Genomic DNA, 25070 nt, shown 5'->3' with positions numbered 1-25070 from the left:
GGAGGAAAAGGCGGTTCAAATTGCGATCCATCGGCAAGCAGAGCGCCAGCCCTCTCCCCCAACCCCTCTCCCGCTCGCGGGAGAGGGGAGAAAAACGAAAACCACCTCGACTCAGGCCTCGGCCGGCTTGACCAACCCGTCGGCGCGGAACATTGCCTTGATGCCGCGCACGGCCTGGCGAATCCGCGACTCGTTTTCGATCAGGGCGAAGCGCACGTACTCGTCGCCGAAGTCGCCAAAGCCGATCCCCGGCGACACCGACACCTTGGCCTTGGCAAGCAGCTGCTTCGAGAATTCCAGCGACCCCAGCGCGCGATAGGGCTCGGGAATGCGCGCCCAGATATACATCGACGCCTTCGGAATATCGACCTGCCAGCCGGCCTCGATCAACCCGCGCGCCAGCACATCACGGCGCGCCTGATACTGGGCCGCAATCTCCTTCACGCACGCCTGGTCGCCCTCCAGCGCGGCGATCGCCGCCACCTGCAGCGGCGTGAACGTGCCGTAGTCGTGATAGCTCTTGATGCGCGTCAACGCAGCCACCAGGTCGGGGTTGCCCACCATGAAGCCGATGCGCCAGCCGGCCATGTTGTAGCTCTTCGACAGCGTGAAGAACTCCACGGCAATGTCCTTGGCACCGGGCACCTGCATGATCGACGGCGCCTTCCAGCCGTCGAACACGATGTCCGCGTAGGCCAGGTCATGCACCACGAAGATATCGTGCTTGCGGGCCAGCGCGATCACGCGCTCGAAGAAATCCAGCTCCACGCAGGCCGCCGTCGGATTGGACGGGAAGCCCAGCACAATCATCTTGGGCTTCGGATAGCTGCCGCGAATCGCGCGTTCGAGTTCGGCGAAGAAGTCGATGTCCGGCGTCAGCGGTACGGAGCGGATATCGGCGCCGGCAATCACCGCACCGTAGATATGGATCGGATAGCTCGGATCGGGCACCAGCACCGTGTCGCCACGGTCCAGCGTCGCCAGCATCAGGTGCGCCAGCCCTTCCTTCGAGCCGATCGTGACAATGGCCTCCTTGTCCGGATCGATCTCCACGTCATAACGGTCGCGATACCAGTGCGAGATGGCGCGACGCAGGCGCGGAATGCCCTTCGACGCCGAATAGCCATGGGTATCGGGCCGCTGCGCGGCGTCCACGAGCTTGGCCACGATATGCGGCGGCGTGGCCCCGTCGGGGTTGCCCATGCTCATGTCGATGATGTCCTCGCCACGGCGGCGGGCGGCCATCTTGAGCTCGGCGGTGATATTGAAGACGTACGGGGGAAGACGATCGATGCGCGCAAAGCGGCGCTTGCCGGATTCGGCAGTCATGGAGGAGTCCTTTACGTAAGCGCCCGGAACCGTCCGAGCGACGCCGTGGCCGTTGTCTCGGCCACTGGGGACTGATCTTAGCCAGCCGCGCGCATTTACACAACGGGCTGGCGAATAAAAAATCAGGAAATCAGAACATGCCGCCAGGCGGGCTGTTGGGCCGGTCGGGCGGGAGATTGCGCACGATGCAGTCCAGCGCTTCGGCATTGGGCTTGCTGCCGCCGAAAGCGCCCGCGATGGCGTCGCGATACTGCGGCACCGTGATCCGGTTGTAGTACAGCCGCGACGTCTGGTCGAGCCAGTACACGTAGTTGCTGTCGCTGTCGTCCGAACCGCTGCGCAGCCATTCGCCCAGCGGCTGGGCGTTCAGCCGCGTGTTGGCGCAGACGCCCTGGATCTTGTCGAGGTAGTTGTTGAGGCCGCGCGCCTCGTAGTTGCGAAACGAATCGGGCGCGCAGGCGGCCAATCCGATCGAAGCAGTCAGTGCGGCAATCGGCAACAACGGGCGAAGGCGAGGCATGGCAGGGTCCGTGGCAATGGGCGTCTGCGCAGTGTATCCGCGCCGCATCGCCCCGGAAACCAGACTTTGGGTTAATCGTCGATCGTTTCGTGAACGGCCGCGTTGCCCCGCTTCCAGTAGGCCGACGCCCGGATGCGCGTCTTGTGGATGCCGCGCTCGTTCACCAGGTACTGGCGCACCTCGCGCATCGCCGCCGCTTCGCCGGCGGCCCACACATAGCCCTCGCCGGCCGGCAGGCTCAGCCAGCGCAGGGTGGGCGTCAGCTGGCTGCCCTCGGGCGCGGCCTGGTCATGCTCGTCGCGATGTTCGTCGCGATGGATCCAGTGGATCTCGGCATGCGGGCCGGTGGCCAGCGGAATGCGCGCGGACTCGTCGGCCACCTCGGCCACCACGATCACGCGGGCATCCGGACCCAGTTCCTCGATGCGGCGGCCAATGGCCGGCAGCGCGGTGTCGTCGCCAATCAGCAGGTGCCAGTCGAAGTCGCGCGGAATCACGAACGATCCACGCGGGCCGCCCACGCCCAGATGCTGGCCTGGCTGCGCCTGCGCGGCCCAGGTGGATGCGGGGCCGTCGCCATGCAGCACGAATTCGATATCGAGTTCGCGGGCGCCCGTGTCGTAGCGGCGCGGCGTGTAGTCGCGCGCCTGCGGACGCGGCTGGTCCTCCGGAAACCTGATGCCGTCCGGGCCTGCCTGCGGCAGCACGGGCTTGTCGGTGCCGGGCTCGGGAAAGAAGACCTTGACGTGGTCGTCGAACGATCCGGAAACGAAATCGGCCAGGTCTTCGCCGCCCAGCGTCACGCGCAGCAGTTGCGGCGACACCTGGCGGGTGCGCAGCACCTTGAGCAGGCGCATCTTCAGCGGATGGCGCACGCGTTGTACGGTCAGGTCACGGGTATCGCTCATATTCACTCCGGTTGGTTGGCGCCGCGCTCAATCTCGTCGGCGGCCCGATCGAGGATGGCCGCGATGCGGCGCTGCTCGTCGGCCGTGGCGCCACTGCGCATCATCAAGGCCTGCTTGAGGCGTGTGCGTGCCTGCACCAGTTCCGGTGCCCAGCCGCCTTCCTCGACATCGCGCTGGGGCTGGCCGCTCATGGCACGGCGCATGAAGTCCATCTTGCGTGCCACATGCTGCAGGCGCGCCACCATCTGCTCCAGCCGCGCACGGTTCTGGTCCAGATAGGCGCGGCCCGCTTCCGACAGCTGGTAGCGTTTCTTGTTGCCTTCCAGGTCCACCGTGGCGTAGCCGACGTCCTCCAGGAAGGTCAGCGCGGGATACACCACGCCCGGGCTCGGCTTGTAGAAGCCGCCGGTGCGCGTTTCCAGCGCCTTGATCAATTCGTAGCCGTGCGATGGCTTTTCATCGAGCAGCGACAGCAGCAGCAGTTGCAGGTCTTCGGCGCTGAACTTGCGGCCACGGCGCAGGTTGTCGCCATCGAAGCCGTCGCCATCGCCATCGAACCCGCCGCCGCCCTGCGACCAGAAACCGCCGCCCCGGCCGCCCATCATGCCCATCAGCTTCATCGCCATCATGGCGCGCATGCCGCCATGGTGCTTGCCATGCGGGCCGCCATGGCCCATGTGATCGTGCATTCGATTGAAATGGTGTCGCATTCTTCACTCCAATATATCGTAAGACGTATCGTAAGATATATATCGTACGATATAAAGTCAAGGCCGATTTGCGGGTGTCGAGGTGGCGGAGTTCCTGTCACAATGCAAGTCACCTGAGCACCCCAACCACGACGCAACACAACAAATCACAACGGAGACAGGCGATGACCAGGCAGGTGGAATTCTTTTTTGACTTCGGCAGCCCCTATTCGTACCTGGCGTACAAGGAATTGCCCCGCGTGGCGGCGCGCACTGGCGCCACCATCGTTTGGCGCCCCATGCTGCTGGGCGGCGTGTTCAAGGCCACGGGCAACCATAGCCCGATGGAGATTCCCGCCAAGCGGCAATGGTCCGATGGCGATCTCGACTGCTGGGCCCGGCGCTATGGCGTGCCGTTCCGGCTCAATCCGCACTTTCCGATCAATACGCTGGCGCTGATGCGCGGCGCCATCGGCTATCAGCGCAAGGGCGAGGCGGCATTCCACCAGTATGTGGATGCCATCTTCACGGCCATGTGGGAAACGGGCAGGAACCTGAACGATCCGGTTGAAATCGGCAAGGTTCTGGTGGCGGTGGGGCTGGACCCGCGCGAGGCGCTGGCGATGCTGGACGACGCCGAGGTCAAGGCCGACCTCAAGCGCGTGACCGAGGAAGCCGTGGCGCGCGGCATCTTTGGCGCGCCCAGCTTCATCGTGGAAGACAAGCTGTACTGGGGCAACGACCGGCTGCTGTTCGTCGAGGAACAGCTGGCCGGTTAGTCGTTCGTCACGTTCGTTTACCCCCCTTGGCAGGGATCAGGCCAGCCGGAAGGTCGCCACGGCGGCGGCCAGATGGTTGGCCTGCGATTCGAGCGAGTCGGCGGCCGCTGCCGCCTGCTCCACCAGCGCGGCGTTCTGCTGGTTGACCTGCTCCATCTGCGACACGGCTTCGCTGACCTGGGTAATCCCGCTGGACTGCTCGATCGATGCCGCCGAGATCTCGCTGACGGTATCGGCCAGACGCTTCACGGCGGCCACGATCTCCTCGATGGTGCTGCCAGCCTGCTCCACCTGCTGGCTGCCGGCATCCACCTTGTCCACCGACGAATCGATCAGGCCCTTGATTTCCTTGGCCGCGTTGGCACTGCGCTGCGCCAGGCTGCGTACCTCGCCGGCCACCACCGCGAACCCGCGCCCCTGCTCGCCGGCACGCGCCGCTTCCACGGCGGCGTTCAGCGCCAGGATGTTGGTCTGGAACGCGATGCCGTCGATCACCCCGATGATGTCGACGATCTTCTGCGAGCTGGTGTTGATCTCGCTCATCGTATGCACCACGCCGCGCACCACCTCGCCACCGCGTGCGGCCAGGTCTGCCGCATTGCGCGCCAGGCTGCTGGCATGCGTGGCGCTTTCCGCGTTGTTGCCGACGGTCGACGTCAGCTGCTCCATGCTGGCCGCCGTTTCTTCCAGCGCCGACGACTGTTCTTCGGTACGCGACGACAGGTCCGTGTTACCCGCGGCAATCTCGCGCGCGCCGGTGGTCACGGCATCTGAACCCGCCCGCACCCTGGCTACGGTCTGCGTCAGGCCGGCCTGCATGCGCGACACGGCGTCGAGCAACTGGCCGATTTCATTGCGCCCCGCCTTCGGCACCTTGATCGTCAGGTCGCCATCGGCCACGCGCATGATCAGGTCACGCGCCAGGTACAGCGGTGTCACCACCAGGCGGCGCAGCGCCAGGTGTACCACGACGATCAGGCCCGCGGACATCACCAGACCGACGCAGACCAGCAGGATCACGCGATTCAGGCGCTGGCGGCCCTCGCCCGCTGCTTCGTCATTCAACTTTTCGGCGAACTGCTGGAAGCGTTCCACGCCGGCCGAGTACTTGGCGCCCGACGACGTGATGTCCTTGTCGTTGATGGCTGCGTAGCCGTCCGGATCGCCGACGCGCAGCGCGTCCAGGCCACGCTGCACCACGTCCATGTGGGCCCGGCCAGCGGCGATGATGTCGTCGCGCGTGGCGGCATCCTGTTCCGCGAAGGCGGCCGCCTTTTCGAACCGTTCGAGTTCGTCCTTCGACTTGCCGATCGACTTGGCGGCGCTTGCCAGCGCGTCGTCGTTGACCTGGCCGCTGGCCTTGGCCGAGCTGTACGCCCGCGTCAGCGCGGAACGCGCGCGCGTCATGTCCTTGTAGGCGTCGTTGAGCAGGATCGCCCGCGACGCAATCAGGTGGATCCGTTCGGCGGCATCGCTGCTGGCGCTCAACTGGCTGACGCCCAGCGCGGCGCCAAACACGATCATCAGGCCAAAAATCACAAGCGTCGCCAGCAGGCCATGGCGAATACTCAGGTTGTTCATCTGGGGGCTCTACACGTATGGGTTCAGCCCAGCCTTAACGTCCCCCTTCCTTAAACCTTGAGGCACCCGATACACAGCCTTTGCGTTACATCAAATTCGAGGCCAAGTACGTGGCGCATAAGCCACGTTCAATTACCATCGGCCGCCTGCTACACGTAGGCAATCAGCCGGCCGGCGCATATCACCAGCGCCCAGGTCAGCAGCGACAGCACGGCGCAGGCGCGTGCCACCGGTGGCGGCGCACCCAGGGTTTCCCAGCCGCCGGTGTTGCCGGTGCCATCGCCGCCGTGCAGTGCACGGTAAGGGCCGGCGTGGAACCAGGCAGCGTTGGCAAGCCCCAGCGCAATCAGGCCAAGCTTGACCAGGAATGCGCGATTGCCGATCAGGTCGGCGGCATGGGCCACGAACAACAAGGCGCCACTGACCAGGATCACCACAAAGCCGACCAGCGTGGCCGGCAAGGCATGCCGCAGCAGCGGCGTCACCGGCAACTGTCGCCCCAGCCCGGCCAGGCGCAAGTCCACCACCACGATCGATCCGAACAGTAGCGCCATGCCAGCCAGGTGCAGCATCTCGCAGACCGGATAGGCCCAGGCCGACGCGCGCAGCCATACCGCGAACGGCGACGCCGCGAGCTGGCCAGCCAGGACATCGAGTGCCGCCATCGGTCAGCGCAGCTCCACGGTCTGGCCGCCGTCGAACGTGATGCGCTCCACGCGCATTTCATCGGCTTTTTCCTTGCTGGCGTAGCCGACCATCGTCACCTGCTTGCCCACGGCCACCTTTTCGGCCGTGGCGCCGCGCGACTCCATGCGCGACACCGGCGCCAGCACGGCCAGCCAGCGCTTGCCCTGCACGTCCACGCGGATCGTGGCGTGGGGGTTTTCATAATGCGTCTCGACGATCTTGCCGGTCACCGTGAGTGGCTTGGTTTCGTCATAGGTGGACCATCCGTGATGCGCGACGGCAGGCAGGCTGACCAGCGCCGTGGCGGCGGCCAGGCACAGGGCGCGGCGGGAAACGGCAATGCGGGGAAAGATCATGGCGAGACTCCGTGGTCTGAATGAGAGGGGCAGGCGGCGGCAGCGCAAAGGAGGGCAGGAACACCCAACCCATCGTAGATGACCCACGCCGGAGCGCAAGGCGGAGCATCCCGCACGCCGTGGTACGCTGTGGGTCGCCTTCCACCCCCGCTGCAGCCTTTCGTTCATCGCCATGTCCATCGCCTTCGATCTGCCACCGGCCGCGCGGCCGGGCCAGTCCGCCGACACCATCGACACCCCTTCCCTGGTCCTGGACCTGGATCTTTTCGCCAGCAACGTCGACCGCATGCAGTCCGCCGCCGACCAGCGCGGCATCAAGCTGCGGCCGCACGCCAAGGCGCACAAGTGCCCCGATATCTCGCTGGCGCAGATTGCCCGGGGCGCCGTTGGCATCTGCTGCCAGAAGATTAGCGAGGCCGTCCCGTTCGTGCGCGCCGGCGTGCGCGATATCCATATCAGCAACGAAGTGGCCGGGCCCGCCAAGGCCGCGCTGCTGGCCGACCTGGCGCGGCATGCCACGCTGAGCGTATGCGTGGACGACATCGCGCAGGTCGACGCCCTGGCCGCCGCCACCGAAGCCGCCGGCAGCAAGCTCGGCGTCTTTGTCGAGGTCAATGTCGGCCAGGGGCGCTGCGGCGTCACCGACCCGGCTGCGGCGCTGGCGCTGGTGGAACGCATTGCCCGGCATCGCCAGCTGACGATGCGCGGGCTGCAGGCCTATCACGGCGGCATCCAGCATCTGCGCGGCTGGAACGAGCGGCGCGATGGCGCGGCGCGGGCGGCCGATCGCACCGGCAGCTTCATTGCGCGGCTGGAAGCCGCCGGCGTGCGCTGCGACGTGGTCACGGGCGGCGGCAGCGGCAGCGTGGAATTCGACCTGGGCAGCGGCGTCTATACCGAAATCCAGCCGGGCTCGTATGTCTTCATGGATGCCGACTACGGTGCCAACGACTACACAGGCGCGCTGCGTTTCGCGCACAGCCTGTTTATCGCCACGGCGGTCATGAGCGTGGCGGCAGGCGATCGTGTGGTGGTGGATGCTGGTCTGAAATCGATGGCCGTGGATTCCGGGCTGCCGTGGATCTGGACCGATGGCAAGCAGTCCGCCACGCTCGACTACGTGGCGGCCAACGACGAGCACGGCATCGTGATGCCGAAACATGAAGACCTGGTGGGCAAGCTGCCCGCGCTGGGCAGCCGGATGATGCTGGTACCCGGCCACTGCGATCCCACGCTGAACCTCTATGACGAGATCGTGGGCATCCGGGCGGGCGTGGTGGAGAGCGTGTGGCCGGTATCGGCGCGCGGGCTGAGCCGCTAGGCCCTGGTCATTGCAACTCAGGCGAACTGGGCCACCATTTCGTCAAGGTCGGCCGCCACCCAGGCGGCGCCGGTCCATTTTTCAAACCGTAGATCGTCCAAAGGTACGTCCGTCAGTGTGCCGATCCAGTCGGTGGGCGCCGCGCCGCAGCGCAGGCCGCTGGCGACCATCGTCATGGCCTCCGGCACATCGATGTCAGCCACACGCGTGACCGTGGGCCACGGCAGCAGGCGCATATCGTGCTCGGGCAGGCCGAAACGGTAGAGACCGAAACGTGTGTGCAACGCTGCACGCGACAGCGTTTGCCTGGCCTGACTCAGTCCGTCGTCGCGCGTGGCGGACGGATCCCATTGCTGGTTGCGCGAGAACCAGAGAATCCCGTCACCGGATCGGGATTCCGATCCATGTGCGGCGGCAGGCATAAGCCGGCCGGAGCGCGCAATGGCGACCAGCGGGGTACCTACCGTGTAATGCCAGACGTAACCGGTTTCGTTTTCCATTGTGCAGCTCCTGCGAACGCCCTTTCCGCCTACCACTCTGGTGGCGGCATGCCCCGTTTACAAGCAAGGTCACGGCGTGTTGCAACCGCAACAAATATCGAGCAAGAGGTCTCGGATCTCGCGTCACTTCCCTGCAGGCCAGAACTGGCGCGGCTTCCCGGAAATCCGCGGTTGTCGCTGCATTGGCGCACCCGTTCGTGATTTGAGGGAAACGTCTAAAACCTTAGCACACGACGTGGTGCATCGCAGCAGAAATTGCAGCCTGAAAGGTTGCCGAAAGCGTTGGTCACGCCACGTTTCTCCATCGTGCCCATGTATGCAATGTCTGTACATGGACCGTAAAAATCACGAATAGCGGTATCGGAAATCTTGTCCTGGATGTCACCCGGGTGACCTGCCCGCTGCTTACGCTGCGGACGCATCGCGCCTCACGCGCTGCAACTTGCCACTCCCCGCACGAGACCCAGACCATGACCGAAGCCATTCGAACCCTTGCCCGGCGCCGGCCGCTGGGCATGCTCGCCGCCTTGCTGCTCTGCACGGCGCTTGCCGCCTGCGGCGGCGACAGCGACGGCACGCCCCCGTCGAACAACCCCAGCAGCCCGGGCAACGGCACGCCCGATACCAAGCCGCAGATGAAGTGCGCGCCCTGATTGCCGCGCCAGACCCCATACGCCAATCCACAGACCGCGCATCCGATCCCTCAGGGCAATCCGACATGAATTCCAGCAGCCGACGCAATTTCCTCAAGATGGCCGGTGGCAGCGCCGCCGCCACCGCCGCCCTTGCCGCCTTTCCGCCAGCCATCCGCCGCGCCCTGGCCATTCCGGCCAACAACGCCACCAAGTCCATCCGCGACGTGGAATACGTGGTGGTGCTGATGCAGGAAAACCGTTCGTTCGATCATTACTTCGGCACCATGAACGGCGTGCGCGGCTTTGGCGACCGCTTCACGATCCCGCTGCCGGGCGGCCGCAACGTGTTCCAGCAAACCTACGCCAGCGGCAATACCAATCGTGTTGTGCTGCCCTACCACCTGGACCAGACGGTCGGCAACGCCCAGCGCGTAAGCGGCACGCCGCACAGCCAGCCCGACGCCCAGGCTGCATATGACCTGGGCCGCATGAGCGCCTGGCCCACGTCGAAGAAGACCCAGTCGATGGGTTACTACACCGAGCAGGAACTGGGCTTCCAGTACGCGCTGGCCAATGCGTTCACGCTGTGCGACGCCTACCACTGCAGTTTTCACGGCGGCACCAACACCAACCGCCTGTTCCACTGGACCGGCACCAACGACCCGCTCGGCACCCATGGCGGGCCGGTCATCGACAACGCCGGTGATTCGCTCGGCGCCACCGGCATCAACTACACGTGGACCACATATCCGGAACGCCTGCAGGCGGCCGGCGTAAGCTGGAAGGTCTACCAGAACATGCCGGACAACTACACCGACAACCCGCTGGCCGGCTTCCAGCAGTACCGCGCCGCCAACGCCGCGCGCGGCAATGCCGCGAATGGCTCGCCGTATCCGGCCTACACCCCGGCCGACGACACCACCAACCCGCTGTTCAAGGGCATTGGCAACACCATGCCGGACGGCGGCTTCCTGCAGGCGCTGCGCGACGACATCGCCGCAGGCACGCTGCCGCAGGTGTCGTGGATCGTCGCTCCGGCCACCTATTCGGAACACCCCGGGCCGTCGAGCCCGGTGCAGGGCGCGTGGTACACCCAGCAGGTGCTCGATGCACTGACCGCCAACCCCGACGTCTGGAGCCGCACGGTCCTGCTGATCAACTTCGATGAAAACGACGGCTTCTTCGACCACGTGCCGCCGCCGTGCGCCCCGGCGCTCACGGCCAAGGGCGAACCGATCGGCTACACATCGGATGCACTGGACCCAACGAAGTCCGAGTACTACAGCCTCGACAAGACCCCATTCGGCCCCGGTCCCCGCGTGCCGATGTACGTGGTATCGCCATGGAGCCGTGGCGGCTGGGTGAATTCCCAGGTGTTCGACCATACGTCGGTGCTGCGCTTCCTGGAGCAGCGGTTCGGCGTGGCCGAAACCAATATCAGCGCGTATCGACGCGCCATCATGGGCGATCTGATGACGGCGTTCGACTTCGTCAATCCGAACGCCAACGTGGCGCTGGGCATCACGCCGCTGACGCAGACCGGTGCGGACGCCCAGCGTGCCGCCCAGGATGCCAAGGCCCAGATTCCCGCGCCCACCGTGGCCGCGCAGTCGATGCCCACGCAGAAGCGCGGCACGCGCCCGTCGCGCGCACTGCCATACACGCTGCATACGAGCGGACTGGAAGACCCGGTGACCAACACGTTCTCGCTGCTGTTCAAGAATGACGGCAAGCAGGCCGCCGTGTTCCACGTGTACGACCGCCTGAACCTGGGCGATGTGCCGCGCCGCTACGCCCTCGACGCCGGCGATTCCCATACCGCCAGGATCGACGTCAGCGCGGAGGACGGCCGCTACAACTTCTGGGTGCTGGGCCCCAACGGTTACCACCGTGCCTTCGTGGGCGATGTCAGCGCGCAGAAGGCCGCCGGCGGCGGAGCCGCGCCCGAGATCCGCGTCTGCTATGACGAGACCAATGCCGAAGTCTGGCTGACGATGATCAACCGGGGCACCGCGAGCTGCACGTTCACGGTCAAGCCGAATGCCTACCGCAACGACGGCCCCACCACGTTCGAGCTGCCGCCGGGCAAGGAACTGGACCAGCACTGGCCCGTGAGGCTGCAGGGCAACTGGTACGACTTTACGGTGACCACCCAGCAAGGCGGGTTCAGACGCCGCTTTGCCGGGCGGCTCGAGAACGGCACGCACACCACGTCCGATCCGGAAATGGGCGTCTGAGTTGCCGGGAGGCAGCGGCCGCGCTACCGGCCCAGGCTCAGGTCCATGATCATGCGCGCCTCCAGGTACAGGCGGCGTGGAATGGCATCGATCAGGATGTATTCGTCGGCGTTGGTGTGATAGCCGAAGCCGGGCAGGCCCATGCCCTCCAGCACGGGCTTGCCTGACAGCGCGGCGTAGGCGGCATCGCTGCCGCCGCCCGTGCGCGCGGCGGCAATGCCGACGCTGCCGCCCACTTCCTGATAGATCGCCTGCCCTTTCGCGGCCAGTGCCTGGCCGGCGGCCGAGGCATTGAACGCGGGCCGGCCCCGCTTCATGTCGATGGTGATCTCGGCGGCCGGCAGCCGCTTGCGCCGGGCGCGCTCGTCGAGCATGGCGACGATGGCGTCGTAGTCGTCATTGCGGCCGTACCGCATGTCGGCCGTGAGCGTCGCCGTGGCCGGAATCGCGTTCGTCGCCGACCCCGCGGATGCCAGCGTCCAGTTGAAGCGGATCTCGCGCGCCTTGTCGTCGATGTCCTGCGTGCGCAGGATCAGGTCCGCGGCTTCGGTCAGGGCGTTGACGCCCAGCTCGGGCGCGACGCCGGCATGCGAGGCCACCCCCTTGATCGACACTTCCGCATGGGCAATGCCCGACGTAGCCAGGCCAAAGCTCTCGGCCGTGGCAAGGGCCGGTTCATGGGACAGGACATAGTCGTGCGACGCCGCCAGCCGCTCGATCAGCGCGTGCGACCCGAACGACCCGGTTTCCTCGTCGGTATTGAACAGCACGGTCAGCGTGCCGTAGTTGCGAAAGCCCCGCGCATCGAGCATCTGCAGCGCGTGCAGGATGACCGCGAGCCCGCTCTTGTCGTCGGCGATGCCGGGCCCGTAGGCATGGTTTCCATCGATCCGGAATGGCGCCTTTGCCAGAAATCCGCGCGGATACACGGTATCCATATGGGCCATCAACAGGATCTTCGCGGTGCCGGTGCCCTGGAACACGCCCACGATGTTGTCGCCGACCACGCCGGCCTGCGCCGGGTGCCGGGTCACGGCGGCACCCAGATCGGCCAGCCGCGTGGCCAGGTAGTCGCCCATTGCCTTCATGCCGGCCGCATCGCCGGGGCCGGTTTCGATATTGACCAGCGCTTCCAGCGTGGCAAGCGTGGGCGCCTGTTGCGCCCGGGCAGCGGCGTCGAGCGCGCTGTCGTAGGCAGGCGGCGCGGCGACACTGTCCGAGCAGCCGTAAGACGTCATCATCATGACGGCGATGGCCGCCGCGCCAAGCATTCTCCTGTACATCGTGTGACTCCTGAGTGAACACCCCTCTCGGCGTCGGCGCTGTCTGGTGATCTCTGGATGGTCATTCGCGCCCCGAGGCCGCATTATTGCCAGCCGCCTCACCATGGCGATTGACCGAACGCATGGATTCGTCACGCTGTCATATTTCCGCCTTATAGTCCCCGGCTATCGCTTTTTTGTCCCCGGGAGTCCCATGCTTGGCGACCTGCTGATGACCTTCTACGAGGTGGCGCGACAGGGCAGCATCACCACGGCCGCGCGTCAGCTGCGCGTGAGCCAGCCCACGGTCACCGGGCGCATCCGGCAGCTCGAGGAGCTGTACGGCGTGGAACTGTTCCATCGCCGCGCCAGCCGCGTGGATCTCAGTGACGTTGGCGTGGCGCTGATGCCGCTGGCCGAGCAGATCATGCAACAGGAAAGCAATGCCGACTTCCTGCTGCGCAACGCGGGCAACCTGCGCTTCGGCAACCTGCGTATCGGCGCCACCGGGCCCTATTACATCCTGCGCAGCGTTGCCGCCTTCCGGCAGCGCTATCCGGCCATCGAGATCAGCATCGAGATTGGCAACTCCAAGCAGATGATCGATGCGCTGTACGAGTACCGCATCGACGCTGCCGTGTCGTCGCACGCGCTGGCCGACGACCGCCTGCACCGCGTCACGCTGGCGGCCGACCCAATGGTGCTGGTGGTACACCCGGTGCATCCGCTGGCGCGCCGGCCACGCGTGGAGGTGTCAGAGCTGACCGCGTGCCACCTGCTGGTGCGCGAACAGGGGTCGATGACGCGCGAGGCCACCGAGGCTTCGCTGCGCGCAGTGGGTACAGGCATGCCGCCGCATACGGTGATTGGCAGCCGCGAGGCCATCTGCGAGGCGATCCGACACAACCTCGGCGCCAGTGTCATGCCGGCAGGAGAAGTGCCGCGTGATCCGGCGCTGGTGGTGGTGCCATTCGCCAGCGCGGCACCGGTTATCCACGAATACCTGTATTGCCTGAACGGCCGCCGCCACACCCGCCTGGTGGGCGCCCTTCTCGACTGTCTGGTGGCACCCGCAGGCGCGGCTGCGCTGCATTGCGAAGCGCCGCCGCCAGCGCCTATATTGAACTGAACCGCCCCATCCAGCCCCCCCGAGCCCCGCCGATGACCGGTACGGTCCCTTCGAGCTTTCCAGAATACGATCAACTGCTGACGCTGCTGGAGCTGGGCGCACCGTGGTTCGAGACCCGCACGGCATGCCATGTCACCGTGCTCGATCGCACGTTCGCCGTTCCGGTGGCCAGCCTTGGCACGCATGCCCCCGATGCACCGGCCATCGGCATCTTCGGCGGCATCCACGGCCTGGAACGCATTGGCACGCAGCTGGTGCTGGACTACATGCGCTCGCTGCTGTGCCGGCTGAGCTGGGACGACCTGCTGCACCGGCAGCTCGAAAGCGTGCGGCTGGTGTTCATGCCGATCGTGAACCCCGGAGGCATGTACATCGCCACGCGCGCCAATCCGAATGGTGTGGACCTGATGCGCAATGCGCCCCAGAATGCCGATGCCCGGGTGCCGTTCCTGGCCGGCGGCCAGCGCATCGGCAGCTGGCTGCCGTGGTATCGCGGCCGCGCGGGATCTCCGATGGAAGCCGAAAGCATGGCGCTGCTGCGCGTGGTGGAAACCGAGCTGCTGCCCCGGCCGCTGAGCTTTGCCGTGGACTGCCATTCCGGCTACGGCTGGCGCGACAGCATCTGGTTTCCGTATGCGCGCACGCATACGCCGATGCAACACCTGCCCGAGATGTATCTGCTCAAGACCATGTTCGAACAGGCTCACCCGCACCATGGCTATGCCTTCGAGCCGCAGAGCCACCAGTACCTGCTGCATGGCGATCTCTGGGACTACGCCTACGATCGCACGCCGCCGGCATGCCTGTTCCTGCCGATGACGCTGGAGCTGGGGTCGTGGCTCTGGATCAAGAAGAACCCGCGCCAGCTATTCTCGCGGGCCGGTATCTTCAATCCGATCAAGGCACACCGCACCGCCCGCGTGCTGCGGCGCCATGTGAGCCTGTTCGACTTCCTGGGCCGCGTGGCAGTGGCGCCCTCGCGCTGGCTGCCGCAGGGTTCGCATCGGCAGCATCTGCTGGAGCAGGCTCGCGCGCACTGGCAGGACGGCAAGCCCGCGCCATGAGCGGATGGATCTTCCTGCGCGGCCTGACGCGCGAGTCGCGCCACTGGGGCGAACTGCCCGAACGCTGGTCCGCGCACGGCCTGCCCGCGCCACTGATGATCGACCTGCCTGGCAACGGCAGCGCACGCCACCTGCCGGTACCGGGCAGCGTCCGGGGCATGACAGAGGCCGTGCGGGCAGCGGCGCGGGCCACGGGCCGCAGCGGTCCGTGGCGCGTCCTGGCGATGTCGCTGGGCGCCATGGTTGCCACTGACTGGGCACAAGGATGGCCCGGCGAGATCGGCGGCCTGGTGCTTGTCAATACGAGCATGCGGCCGTTCAGTCATCCCGCCCAGCGGCTGCGACCGCGCAACTGGGTGGCCCTGCTGGGCATGGCCCGCCACTGGGATGATCGCCCGCGCTGCGAGCGCGTGGTCCATCGGCTGACCTGCGAGCGGCTCGATACCCGTGACGCCGACCTGGCACGCTGGGTGGAAATCGGCCAGACCGCCCCGGTCTCCCGCGAGGCGGCATGGCTGCAACTGGTGGCCGCCGCACGCTTCCGCGCGCACGGCCACGCGCCGCAATGCCCGACGCTGGTGGTGTCATCCGACGCCGACCGGCTGGTGAACCCCAATTGCTCCGCACGTCTGGCAGCAGCCTGGGGCGTGCCCCACGCGCGCCATCCCTGGGCCGGGCACGACCTGCCGCACGACGATCCGCAGTGGCTATGCGAGACCGCCGGCGCCGCGATGCACCGGTAATAGACAGACGTTCCTGATCCTTGAGGATGACCGGGCGCACTCGCCCGCGCTCGCACTCGCCTCCCGGGCCACCGTTTTGGCGTCCCGAATCCGACACCTGAAAGCACCTTTCACATTGCGAAATTCGGGCAGGCATTTCCCCTGCACACTGGTTTCGTTCTGAGAAAACGCGTTTCATATCTCGAAATTCATCGTCTATCCCTTTGAATAATAAGGATAAACAAAGTCTTATGTCTTATATAAGAGTTGGTTGCTGCGCAGCAAAACGCTCATACAATTATTTCCACGCTGCTTGCTTCGAAACACCCGGCGGCACCCGAAACCCTTCTCGCAGACACCCTTACTTCTCAGGAAATCGACATGGCCCAGTATCAAGACGACATCAAGGCAATTGCAGGTTTGAAGGCTAGCCACGGCAGCGCATGGGATGCCATCAACCCCGAGTATGCCGCCCGCATGCGTGCCCAGAACAAGTTCAAGACGGGTCTGGACATTGCCAGGTACACCGCCAGGATCATGCGCGCCGACATGGCCGCCTATGACGCCAACCCGGCCCAGTACACCCAGTCGCTGGGCTGCTGGCACGGCTTCATCGGCCAGCAGAAGATGATCTCCATCAAGAAGCACTTCAAGAGCACCGAGCGCCGCTACCTGTACCTGTCGGGCTGGATGGTTGCCGCGCTGCGCTCCGAGTTCGGCCCGCTGCCGGACCAGTCGATGCACGAGAAGACCTCGGTCAGCGCGCTGATCCGCGAGCTGTACACGTTCCTGCGCCAGGCCGACGCCCGTGAACTGGGCGGCCTGTTCCGCGAGCTCGACGCCGCCCAGGGCGCTGCCAAGGCCGCCATCCAGGAAAAGATCGACAACCACGTGACCCACGTGGTGCCCATCATCGCCGACATCGACGCGGGTTTCGGCAACGCAGAAGCCACGTACCTGCTGGCCAAGCAGTTCATCGAAGCGGGCGCCTGCTGCATCCAGATCGAAAACCAGGTGTCCGACGAGAAGCAGTGCGGCCACCAGGACGGCAAGGTCACCGTGCCGCATGAAGACTTCCTGGCCAAGGTCCGCGCCATCCGCTACGCGTTCCTGGAACTGGGCGTGGACGACGGCATCATCGTGACCCGTACCGACTCGCTGGGCGCCGGGCTGACCAAGCAGATCGCCGTGACCCACACGCCGGGCGACCTGGGCGACCAATACAACTCCTTCCTGGATTGCGAGGAAATCTCGGCCGACACGCTGGGCAACGGTGACGTCGTGATCAAGCAGAACGGCAAGCTGATGCGTCCCAAGCGCCTGCCCAGCAACCTGTTCCAGTTCCGCGCCGGCACGGGCGAAGCGCGCTGCGTGCTGGACAGCATCACGTCGCTGCAGAACGGCGCCGACCTGCTGTGGATCGAAACCGAGAAGCCGCATATCGAGCAGATCGCCGGCATGGTCCGCGAGATCCGCAAGGTCATCCCGAACGCCAAGCTCGTGTACAACAACAGCCCGTCGTTCAACTGGACGCTGAACTTCCGCCAGCAGGCATACGACGCGATGAAGGCTGCCGGCAAGGACGTGTCGGCCTACGAGCGCGGCCAGCTGATGAGCGCCGAATACGACGACACCGAACTGGCGAAGCTTGCCGACGAGAAGATCCGCACCTTCCAGGCCGATGCATCGCGTGAAGCCGGCATCTTCCACCACCTGATCACGCTGCCGACGTACCACACCGCCGCGCTGTCGACTGACAACCTGGCCAAGGAATACTTCGGCGACCAGGGCATGCTGGGCTACGTGGCTGGCGTGCAGCGCAAGGAAATCCGCCAGGGCATCGCCTGCGTCAAGCACCAGAACATGTCCGGCTCGGATATCGGCGACGATCACAAGGAATACTTCAGCGGCGACGCTGCCCTGAAGGCGGCCGGCAAAGACAACACGATGAACCAGTTCTGATATCCGCCACGTGCAACCGTCGGGAATACCGACGGGAATGCCGTCGGAAACCACCTCGGTAAAACGCCAACCCATTACGGGTTGGCGTTTTTTTTTCGCTCCCGTGGGGGATGCGGACGCCATGGCAAACGCAGCCAACACATTCTGATGGACTGGGGGCGTGACCCGGCGCCGCGATCACTGGATTTACCCTGGTTGTCGGTATCCGGTACATTTACCGTCGAACGACAATACGGAGGCAAACCATGGCACGCGTTCGCGTTGAAGGCTTCACCATCTCGCTGGACGGATACGGAGCCGGGCCGGATCAGGACATCGACCATCCGCTGGGCGTGGGTGGAACGGATCTGCATCAGTGGCTGATTCCCACACGCACGTTCCAGCGGTCCCTGTTTGGCAAGGACGGCGGCACGACCGGGATTGACGATGATTTTGCCGCCCGTGGTTTTCAGAATGTCGGGGCCTGGATTCTGGGTAGAAACATGTTCGGTCCCATTCGCGGGGAATGGCCGGACACGAACTGGAAAGGCTGGTGGGGCGATAGTCCACCGTATCACGTGCCAGTCTTTGTCCTGACCCACCACGCGCGCCCCTCCATTGACATGGAAGGCGGAACAACCTTCCACTTCGTCACGGGCGGCGCCACCGAAGCACTTGACCGTGCCCGCGAGGCCGCAGCCGGAAAGGATGTGCGAATCGGGGGCGGCGCGGAAACGATCCGGCAATACCTTCGCCAGGGCCTGATCGACGAACTGCATTTTGCCATCGCCCCAGTCCTGCTTGGCCGGGGAGAATCGCTGTTCGAGGGCATTGACCTGCGGGCCCTTGGATACGAATGCGTTGAATTCGTCGCGACGGAAAAAGCCACGCATGTCGTCCTGCAACGCAGGCTGCCAACGGGCAATGCATCGCAGCCAGCTTGACGATTCGCCACCCTTCCTTTCATTATCGGTATTCGGTGTTTGATAACAGCACGGAATACCATGCGTCTCGAGGATTTGAATTATTTTGTCGCGGTTGCCCAGGCCGGGCAGATTGCACGGGCGGCGGAACAGATGGGACAGAGCCAGCCTGCCTTGACCAAGGGCATTCAACGCCTGGAGCAACAACTCGGTATCCAGCTGTTTGTGCGATCGTCCCGGGGCATGAACCTGACCACCTCGGGCACTGTGTTCCTTGAGCGCATTCTGACTGTCCGGAGTTCGCTGCACGATGCCATCAGGGAAGCCAACGATCTCCACCTTGGCAAGCTTGGCGTGGTTCGGGTGGGCGTGCCGTCGTCGCTCGTCGGCACGGTCTTCTCGGACGCCTTCGCGGACCTGATCAGACAGCGTCCCGCGGCACGGGTGCAGGTGACGATCGGGCTGAACGATCCGTTGGTGACCGGCCTGCGCCGCGGCGAACTCGACCTGTGCATCGCCACCCTGTCACGCAAGCCGGACGCCGAGTTGGAACAAACGCTGCTTTTCGAGGACGACCTGGTTGTGGTGGCCCGTGACCAGCACCCGCTCCATGGCAAGCGGTCATTGCGCCTGGCTGATCTTGGCGATTATCCATGGCTGCTGCCCAATGCCGAGGTCATCGCCCGCAAGCTCGTGGATGCCAGTTTCACCGATGCGGGCCTGCCGCCCCCCGCTGTCGCCCTCGAAACGAACTCTTCGGCAGAAGGCCTGATGGCGGCGATTCGCAAGACCGACCTGCTCACGGTAATCGGCCGCGGAACGCTGGCGCAGTCCACGCGGGGGCTGCGCGCGCTGGACGTGCCCAATCTCCGGTGGCCGCGCCATGTGGGCATCCTGCGCCGCAAGGACGGCTACCAGTCGCCGCTTGCCGCCCGGCTGGCGGAAATCCTCGTCAAGCGGGCGGCGGCCTTTCGCTCCACCGGCGGCAAGCATTGATACCGGCGGCGCAGTCCGTGTGCCGCCGTCCATCGTCATCCACCCCGATCAATCGCCGTATACGCCAACGCGCCGGACCAGTTCTCCCCACGCGGCGGCCTCGCCCTGCATCTGGCGCGCAATGTCGCCGGGTGCCATCGGCCTCCAGCCCGACCAGACTTCAGCGCGCTTGCGGCGCCACTCGTCCGTGGCACTTGTGCGGTCCATGGACTCGTTGAGCTTCTGCACGACGTCTGGCGAAGTGCCATGGCGGGCCATCAGGGCAGTCCAGCCAGTCCGGTCATAGCCGGAAAACCCTTGCTCCCTGAACGTGGGCACGTCCGGCAGGTGCGGCGATCGCTCATTGCCGGTCACCGCCAGGATCCTGACCTGCTGCTTCGCCAGTAGCGGGCGCAGGTTCACGATGTCCAGCATCATGAACGAGATCTGCCCGCGCAGCAGATCCATCAGCCCTGCGCCGGCCCCCTTGTACGGAATATGCGTGGCGTCGAATCCAGCATCATTGGTGAGCTGGAATCCGTACAGATGGGGAACGGTGCCGTTGCCAAGCGACGCGTAGTTCAGCGCACCGCCCTGACGACGCGCCCATGTCGTCCATTCGCGCAGTGTACGGCTCGGGTTCGACGCCGGAATCGCCAGGCCCACCGGTGCCGAGCCTGTCATGGCTACGGGCGTGAAGTCGGCCATCGGCCGGTACGTCAGCTTGCGGAAGTAGCTCTGCGTGATGGTGAAGTTCGCGCTGGCCAGCAGGAAGTCGTACCCTTCCGGCGGCGCCAGCAACACCGATTGCGCGGCGATCTGGCCGGCCGCCCCCACCTTGTTGTCGACGATCATCGGAACATTGCCCAGCGCCGGTGACAGCGACTTCAGGTATTCGCGCAACTGCAGGTCCACCGGATCGCCAGCCCCCGATGCCGTCACGAACCGGATCGGCCGCGAGGGCCATTTTTCCGCCATGACCGGGCCGGCAAGGGCCATCGCCAGGGTGCCACCGGCCTGTACAAGAAACCGGCGTCGGGCCCGGTTCGTGCCATCTGTCACGCAATCATTACCCACCTTGAAACTCCTTCGATCTCTCTGCTGATTGCCTGGAACCGGGGCCAGGTACCCTGCGGCGGCCGCATGCATGCTGTCGGGTCACGGCATGACGCTGCGCTGCACCGCCAGCACGGCCGCAATCAGCGCCGCGGATGTCTCCAGCACGCGGGCGGGATCATCGGCGCGACGAATATCGGCGGCGCTCGTGGGACGTGCGGCGTCGTCCGGGCTCGAAGCAAACTTGACGGCAACCACGTCCCTGCGCGGATTGATATAGATGCGCTGGCCGAATCGGCCGCTCGCCTCCACGCTGCCATCCCCGTCGTTGCACTGGAACCAGTAATTGCGATAGCCATAGCCATCGCGGCCCGCCACCAGGTTGCCGCGGGCAAACCGGGACTGATTGTCGGCTGGCTGAAATGCGATGCGCACCGCGGCGGGCGGAATCGGGCCTGCCGGGTCGCCCTGCATCGCGCGGCGCACCGCCTCGGCAAAGCGTGCCGCGTCGCGCAGCGTGGAATTCAGGCCACCGCTTGCCATCTCGGTTCCAAGACGGTCCACGCTGGCGTAGGCGTCGTCGTCGGCCATCCTGGACCAGATCCGGTCGGTCACCAGTTCCGACCAGCGCTGGCCCGCAAGCCGGCGCAGTGCCCAGGCAATCGCCTCGGCGGAACCATTCTGGTAGTACCAGATGGGCGCATCGGTGGCCGCGCCGGTGGCGTGCGTGATCTGCAGGAAGTCGTAGATGTTGTCGGGCGCGCCGTCCTTGCGCGGCACGATGCCTACGGCCCCGAACAGGCCCAGGTCCGGTGGCAGTTCCTGCGGATAGCCGACCGGCACTTCCATATCAAGGTTGCGTTGCACCGTGGCGTCGCCAAACGGATTCCCCTCGAGTTCGGGCACGTACTGGCGCAACGGCGCGTGCGGGTCGAGCTTGCCTTCGCTGATCAGCATCGAGGCCAGCAAACCCGTCACCGATTTGGTCATCGATGCCCAGATATGCGGCTGGTGACGATGGAAGCCACCGAAGTACTTCTCGTAGACCACGCGCCCCCGATGCAACACGATAAAGCCATCCGTGTGGGTCGCGCGCAGGTAGTCGTCCACGCGCAGGCTTCGGCCCGCCACGGTCAATGTGAGATCGTCGATCTGATGGCCTGGCGCCTCTGGCAGCGGCATGGGCTGCGCGGCATGCCGGATGCCCACGGTGGGCGCCAGCTCCCGGGTGTGGCTCAGGGCCCATCGCATGAACGGCGGACGCAGTCCGCTGCCTCGCATCACCTGCTTGCCGGGGGGCGGCGGAAAGCCCTGCATGATGCCATCGCCCGCATCCGGGACGGGATGCAGTGCCGGGGAAGCCAGCGATGGCCCCGGCGGCATGACTGGCAACGTCGGCACACAACCAACGGGCGGACGGCCGAACTCCGCCATCGCCCACGAAAATGGCAATCTCATGATGTCTCCACGACGGACAAGAGGCATGAACCGTTCGCTCGACAGTGCCTGCCCCTGCATGGTCAGATAGTGGCGCAGCCAATCGCCATTCGATATTCCGAAATAGAATGGATCGATAGATTTGCGGAAGCTTGCAGGCCCTTGCCATATCAAGCATCGACGCGGTGCGCGCCAGGAAGGGATTGGCGGCCAAAGTGCCATGCCAGCGTGCGCCAGCAGACAGATCGAAGTGTCAGGGTGGCATTCCATGCAAGCGACACGCGTGGACCGAGAGCGCCGGCACGCCATAACACCCATAACAAGACCGAGGAGAGGCAGACATGAGACTGAGACTTCTTGCAGTTGTGGCGTTGCAGGCTCTGGCCTGCCAGGCGCACGCGCAATCGAACGTGACGCTCTATGGCGTGGTCGACGTCAATGTCGAGTACGTCAATCACCTTGGCGCCGTACCGGTGGCCGCCAATGGCTTCAATTCCGGCCCGTCGCACAGTGTCGTGCGGATGGATTCCGGCGGCGTATCCGGGTCGCGTTGGGGGTTGCGTGGCACCGAGGGCCTGGGCATGGGCCTCAAGGCGGTGTTCGTGCTGGAAAGCGGCTTCAATGCTGACAATGGCACCTCGCAGCAAGGCGGCCGGCTGTTCGGCCGGCAAGCCTTCGTGGGCCTGCAAAGCGAATACGGGCAGTTGTCACTCGGCCGCCAGTACACGTCGATGTTCGAGTCACTGGCGAACTTCGTGCCGGCCGCCTATGCCACGCAGTACGAGCCGGCCGTCGTGCTGGCCGGGGCCAATTTCCGCGAGGACAACACGATCAAGTACACCGGCACGTTCGGCCCGGTCACGGCGCTGGCGCACTGGTCCTTCGGTACCGGCCTGGCGTTGCCGCCAACGGTTGGCGCGCCGTTCATTCTGGGCGGCAATGGCGAGGTACCGGGTCAGTTCCGGCGCGATACCGCCTATGGCGCGTCGGTGGTCTATGCAGCCGGGCCAGTGGGCGTGGTCGTCAGCTATGACCAGTTCAATCCGACCATCGCGCCGGCCGCAAACCCGACCAATGCCGGCAGCGGCACGTTCAAGAAGGCCGCGGCGGGGGTCAGCTACGCCTTCGGCGCCGCCAAGGTCATGGGCGGCTACCGCTGGGGCCAGAACAAGAACCAGGTGGGCGGCGAGTTCTTTCGTGACAACTTCTACTGGATCGGCGGGACTTATCAGCTGACGCCCTCGATTGGCCTGATGCTCGAGTACAACTACGACGACGTCAAGAACCAGTTCGGCAACGCGAACCAGCCCAATCCCTGGCAGATCGCCTTTATCTCGAACTACGCATTTTCCAAACGCACCGATGTCTATATCAGTGCCGCCTACGCGAAAAATGCGGGCCTTGGCCTGGAATCCGCTGCCATCTTCTATGCCAACAGCCTCTCGCTCGGCAACAGCTATGCGCTGGCAAACGGGCAGAGTTCCATGCTGGGCATCGCACTGGGTCTGCGCCACAAGTTCTGAGCAAAGGCCTGCGGGTTTAGCCGTCTTCCGAACGCCGGAATTGCGACTAATATGAACGAGCGCATGGCTGCGTGAAGTAACGGCAACACTGATGGAGACCGCAATGGCAAAAATACTAAGCCGGCTCGCAGTGACGGCTGCGGCACTCACGACTCTGGCACTGGGGACTGGCGCCCGCGCCGATGAAATCCCGCTGATTACCGGCAAGCAGTGGACAGACTCCACCGAGCAGACCAAGAAAGCCTATCTCGTCGGCATCGCCAATATGGTTCAGGTGGATATTGCCTATCACGAGGGCAAGCCGCCGCCCGATGCGCAAAGCATCGTGCCCCGGTTTGCAAGAGGGCTCAGGGGCCATTCGCTGGACTCCGTGCGTCAGGGCGTGGATCGCTGGTACGCGGCGCATCCTGACCAGTTGCAGCGGCCCGTCATAGAAACGATCTGGTTCGAGATGGTCGTGCCAGGCCTGCAAACCAGGAAGTAAGGTGATGCCATGAAACGACTTCAACTGGTGGGAGCGATACTGATCGCCGCTGGCGCTGCGGGATGCACGAACATGACCCCGCAGCAGCAAGGCACCGTGACCGGCGCTGGCCTTGGTGCCGCGGCGGGCGCGGGCATCGCCGCCATTGCAGGCGGCAGCGGCTGGACCGGCGCCGCCATTGGCGCCGTGGCTGGCGGTGTGGCGGGCAACATCAAGGGCAAGCAACAGCAACAGTGGTAGATCGCGCGGGCCCTGGCTCAGAAGCTCGCGGCCAGCCCCAGCGAGACGCCTGAGACGTTATTGCCGAAGACGTAGCGGACCACCGTGCGGATGCGCGAGAGAAATACCTCGTGCGCACTGGTATCCAGTTCCAGCCCGACGCCAATCGACGTCAGCCGGCTGAAGCCCAGCACGCCTGCCTGGCTGCCCAGATACTGGGAGTGCGACATTTCCAGCACGTAACGCAGCAGCCTGTCCAATGCCACCACGCCGGTCGGCGCGCGCCAGCGTGCATACATGTTGACGGCCTGGGCCGACGCCGAGCCCTGCACCGCCGCCGAAGATCCGCCCATGCTCTGCAGATGGATGTTCGTGTAGCGCATGCTGGCATCGGCTTCGTATTCAGGGCGGCGGCGTCGCCAGTCCAGCATCACCGAGCCGCCCACACCCCATGCATTCAGCGTGCCGCGATCCAGAAAATCGATCACCAGTCCGCCGATTCCACCAATGGCAGACCTGGCGACGGAGAGGTCGCTGGAAACATGGCCGAGCGAGAAGTTGTACCCGGCCGATTCGTCCATTGGACAAAAGGCCACCGCCAAGCCGTTCGTCGGATGCCAGGCCCCTCCAGCCACTGCATTAGCCCTTTGGGCCAATTGAGCGCCACATCAAGTCCGGCTAGCGTGGCAATCGGGAAGTGGCTTGGCAAGAGGTGCCTGCATGGATAGGCGATACGGCCAGGCACATTGGCGACAACCGCAAGGCAGAGCGAAGGCATGAATGATGAAAGCGA

The 25070-nt window shown here is 65.1% G+C and carries 24 protein-coding genes and 1 pseudogene; 13 read left to right on the top strand and 12 right to left on the bottom strand.

The annotated features are described in order from the left end of the window. Positions 1-111: 111 nt before the first annotated feature. The 4 genes from alaC to A9J21_RS15605 all read right to left on the bottom strand — a co-directional run bounded on the left by alaC (position 112) and on the right by A9J21_RS15605 (position 3467). Entirely contained in the window at positions 112-1329 is a 1218-nt protein-coding gene (alaC, locus tag A9J21_RS15620; RefSeq protein WP_066737154.1) for an alanine transaminase, read from the bottom strand. 130 nt (positions 1330-1459) lie between these two features. Next, positions 1460-1849 (bottom strand): hypothetical protein, encoded by a 390-nt coding sequence (locus A9J21_RS15615; protein WP_066737163.1) that lies wholly within the window; start codon positions 1847-1849, stop codon positions 1460-1462. Between the two features lie 71 nt (positions 1850-1920). Further along, entirely contained in the window at positions 1921-2757 is an 837-nt protein-coding gene (locus tag A9J21_RS15610) for a siderophore-interacting protein (protein ID WP_066737152.1), read from the bottom strand. A gap of 2 nt (positions 2758-2759) precedes the next feature. Beyond that, positions 2760-3467: a PadR family transcriptional regulator gene (locus tag A9J21_RS15605; RefSeq protein WP_404851384.1), complete on the bottom strand. Its 708-nt coding sequence runs from the start codon at positions 3465-3467 to the stop codon at positions 2760-2762. Between the two features lie 164 nt (positions 3468-3631). Here A9J21_RS15605 and A9J21_RS15600 point away from each other — a divergent pair, with 164 nt between their 5' ends. Next, positions 3632-4225, top strand: coding sequence for a 2-hydroxychromene-2-carboxylate isomerase (locus A9J21_RS15600; protein WP_066737150.1), 594 nt, complete (start codon positions 3632-3634; stop codon positions 4223-4225). 36 nt (positions 4226-4261) lie between these two features. Here A9J21_RS15600 and A9J21_RS15595 read toward each other — a convergent pair whose 3' ends face one another. The 3 genes from A9J21_RS15595 to A9J21_RS15585 form a co-directional block, all read right to left on the bottom strand. Then, positions 4262-5806 (bottom strand): methyl-accepting chemotaxis protein, encoded by a 1545-nt coding sequence (locus A9J21_RS15595; RefSeq protein ID WP_066737148.1) that lies wholly within the window; start codon positions 5804-5806, stop codon positions 4262-4264. 149 nt (positions 5807-5955) lie between these two features. Further along, positions 5956-6471, bottom strand: a complete 516-nt coding sequence (locus A9J21_RS15590; RefSeq protein ID WP_066737147.1) for a hypothetical protein — start codon at positions 6469-6471, stop codon at positions 5956-5958. Positions 6472-6474: 3 nt separating this feature from the next. Next, a complete protein-coding gene (locus tag A9J21_RS15585) occupies positions 6475-6849 on the bottom strand; it encodes a DUF6152 family protein (protein ID WP_066737146.1) in 375 nt (124 codons plus the stop codon). A gap of 172 nt (positions 6850-7021) precedes the next feature. Here A9J21_RS15585 and A9J21_RS15580 point away from each other — a divergent pair, with 172 nt between their 5' ends. Beyond that, complete coding sequence (locus A9J21_RS15580; RefSeq protein WP_066737145.1) at positions 7022-8170, top strand: DSD1 family PLP-dependent enzyme; 1149 nt, start codon at positions 7022-7024, stop codon at positions 8168-8170. 17 nt (positions 8171-8187) lie between these two features. Here the strand turns inward: A9J21_RS15580 and A9J21_RS15575 are convergent, their stop codons facing one another. Further along, positions 8188-8670 (bottom strand): hypothetical protein, encoded by a 483-nt coding sequence (locus A9J21_RS15575; RefSeq protein ID WP_066737144.1) that lies wholly within the window; start codon positions 8668-8670, stop codon positions 8188-8190. A gap of 470 nt (positions 8671-9140) precedes the next feature. Between A9J21_RS15575 and A9J21_RS15570 the strand changes: the two genes are divergently transcribed. Together A9J21_RS15570 and A9J21_RS15565 are read left to right on the top strand one after the other, a co-directional pair. Continuing rightward, the gene (locus A9J21_RS15570; RefSeq protein ID WP_066737143.1) at positions 9141-9323 is read left to right on the top strand and encodes a hypothetical protein; all 183 of its coding nucleotides are present in this window, start codon (positions 9141-9143) and stop codon (positions 9321-9323) included. A gap of 65 nt (positions 9324-9388) precedes the next feature. Further along, a complete protein-coding gene (locus A9J21_RS15565) occupies positions 9389-11542 on the top strand; it encodes a phosphocholine-specific phospholipase C (RefSeq protein ID WP_066737142.1) in 2154 nt (717 codons plus the stop codon). Between the two features lie 23 nt (positions 11543-11565). Here the strand turns inward: A9J21_RS15565 and A9J21_RS15560 are convergent, their stop codons facing one another. Further along, the gene (locus A9J21_RS15560) at positions 11566-12825 is read right to left on the bottom strand and encodes a glutamate carboxypeptidase (protein ID WP_066737141.1); all 1260 of its coding nucleotides are present in this window, start codon (positions 12823-12825) and stop codon (positions 11566-11568) included. 193 nt (positions 12826-13018) lie between these two features. Between A9J21_RS15560 and A9J21_RS15555 the strand changes: the two genes are divergently transcribed. The 6 genes from A9J21_RS15555 (at position 13019) to A9J21_RS15530 (ending at position 19579) form a co-directional block, all read left to right on the top strand. Further along, a complete protein-coding gene (locus A9J21_RS15555; RefSeq protein ID WP_066737140.1) occupies positions 13019-13933 on the top strand; it encodes a LysR substrate-binding domain-containing protein in 915 nt (304 codons plus the stop codon). Positions 13934-13965: 32 nt separating this feature from the next. After that, positions 13966-14997, top strand: coding sequence for a M14 family zinc carboxypeptidase (locus A9J21_RS15550; RefSeq protein ID WP_066737139.1), 1032 nt, complete (start codon positions 13966-13968; stop codon positions 14995-14997). Continuing rightward, positions 14994-15740 (top strand): alpha/beta fold hydrolase, encoded by a 747-nt coding sequence (locus A9J21_RS15545; RefSeq protein WP_066737137.1) that lies wholly within the window; start codon positions 14994-14996, stop codon positions 15738-15740. Before A9J21_RS15550 ends, A9J21_RS15545 begins: the two co-directional genes overlap by 4 nt. Positions 15741-16100: 360 nt before the next feature. After that, complete coding sequence (locus tag A9J21_RS15540) at positions 16101-17681, top strand: isocitrate lyase (RefSeq protein ID WP_066737136.1); 1581 nt, start codon at positions 16101-16103, stop codon at positions 17679-17681. A gap of 245 nt (positions 17682-17926) precedes the next feature. Beyond that, a complete protein-coding gene (locus A9J21_RS15535; protein WP_066737134.1) occupies positions 17927-18604 on the top strand; it encodes a dihydrofolate reductase family protein in 678 nt (225 codons plus the stop codon). 60 nt (positions 18605-18664) lie between these two features. Beyond that, a complete protein-coding gene (locus A9J21_RS15530; RefSeq protein ID WP_066737132.1) occupies positions 18665-19579 on the top strand; it encodes a LysR family transcriptional regulator in 915 nt (304 codons plus the stop codon). A gap of 48 nt (positions 19580-19627) precedes the next feature. On the opposite strand, the gene A9J21_RS15525 is transcribed toward A9J21_RS15530, so the two are convergent. Together A9J21_RS15525 and A9J21_RS15520 are read right to left on the bottom strand one after the other, a co-directional pair. Continuing rightward, positions 19628-20635 (bottom strand): tripartite tricarboxylate transporter substrate binding protein, encoded by a 1008-nt coding sequence (locus A9J21_RS15525; RefSeq protein WP_197497513.1) that lies wholly within the window; start codon positions 20633-20635, stop codon positions 19628-19630. 81 nt (positions 20636-20716) lie between these two features. After that, on the bottom strand, positions 20717-22072 hold the full coding sequence (locus A9J21_RS15520) for a serine hydrolase (protein ID WP_082926447.1): 1356 nt from the start codon (positions 22070-22072) through the stop codon (positions 20717-20719). A gap of 320 nt (positions 22073-22392) precedes the next feature. Here A9J21_RS15520 and A9J21_RS15515 point away from each other — a divergent pair, with 320 nt between their 5' ends. The 3 genes from A9J21_RS15515 (at position 22393) to A9J21_RS15505 (ending at position 24298) form a co-directional block, all read left to right on the top strand. After that, complete coding sequence (locus tag A9J21_RS15515; protein WP_066737129.1) at positions 22393-23574, top strand: porin; 1182 nt, start codon at positions 22393-22395, stop codon at positions 23572-23574. Between the two features lie 91 nt (positions 23575-23665). Further along, positions 23666-24058, top strand: coding sequence for a hypothetical protein (locus A9J21_RS15510; RefSeq protein ID WP_404851383.1), 393 nt, complete (start codon positions 23666-23668; stop codon positions 24056-24058). A 9-nt stretch (positions 24059-24067) separates the two neighbouring features. Further along, the gene (locus tag A9J21_RS15505; protein WP_066737127.1) at positions 24068-24298 is read left to right on the top strand and encodes a YMGG-like glycine zipper-containing protein; all 231 of its coding nucleotides are present in this window, start codon (positions 24068-24070) and stop codon (positions 24296-24298) included. Between the two features lie 17 nt (positions 24299-24315). On the opposite strand, the pseudogene A9J21_RS15500 reads toward A9J21_RS15505, so the two are convergent. Continuing rightward, positions 24316-24840: pseudogene (locus A9J21_RS15500) on the bottom strand (hypothetical protein); the annotation flags it as partial. Between the last annotated feature and the right edge of the window lie 230 nt (positions 24841-25070).

Source organism: Cupriavidus sp. D384 (genome assembly GCF_001652915.1).
GTDB lineage: Bacteria > Pseudomonadota > Gammaproteobacteria > Burkholderiales > Burkholderiaceae > Cupriavidus.
This window is presented reverse-complemented; position numbering and strand designations above follow the sequence as displayed.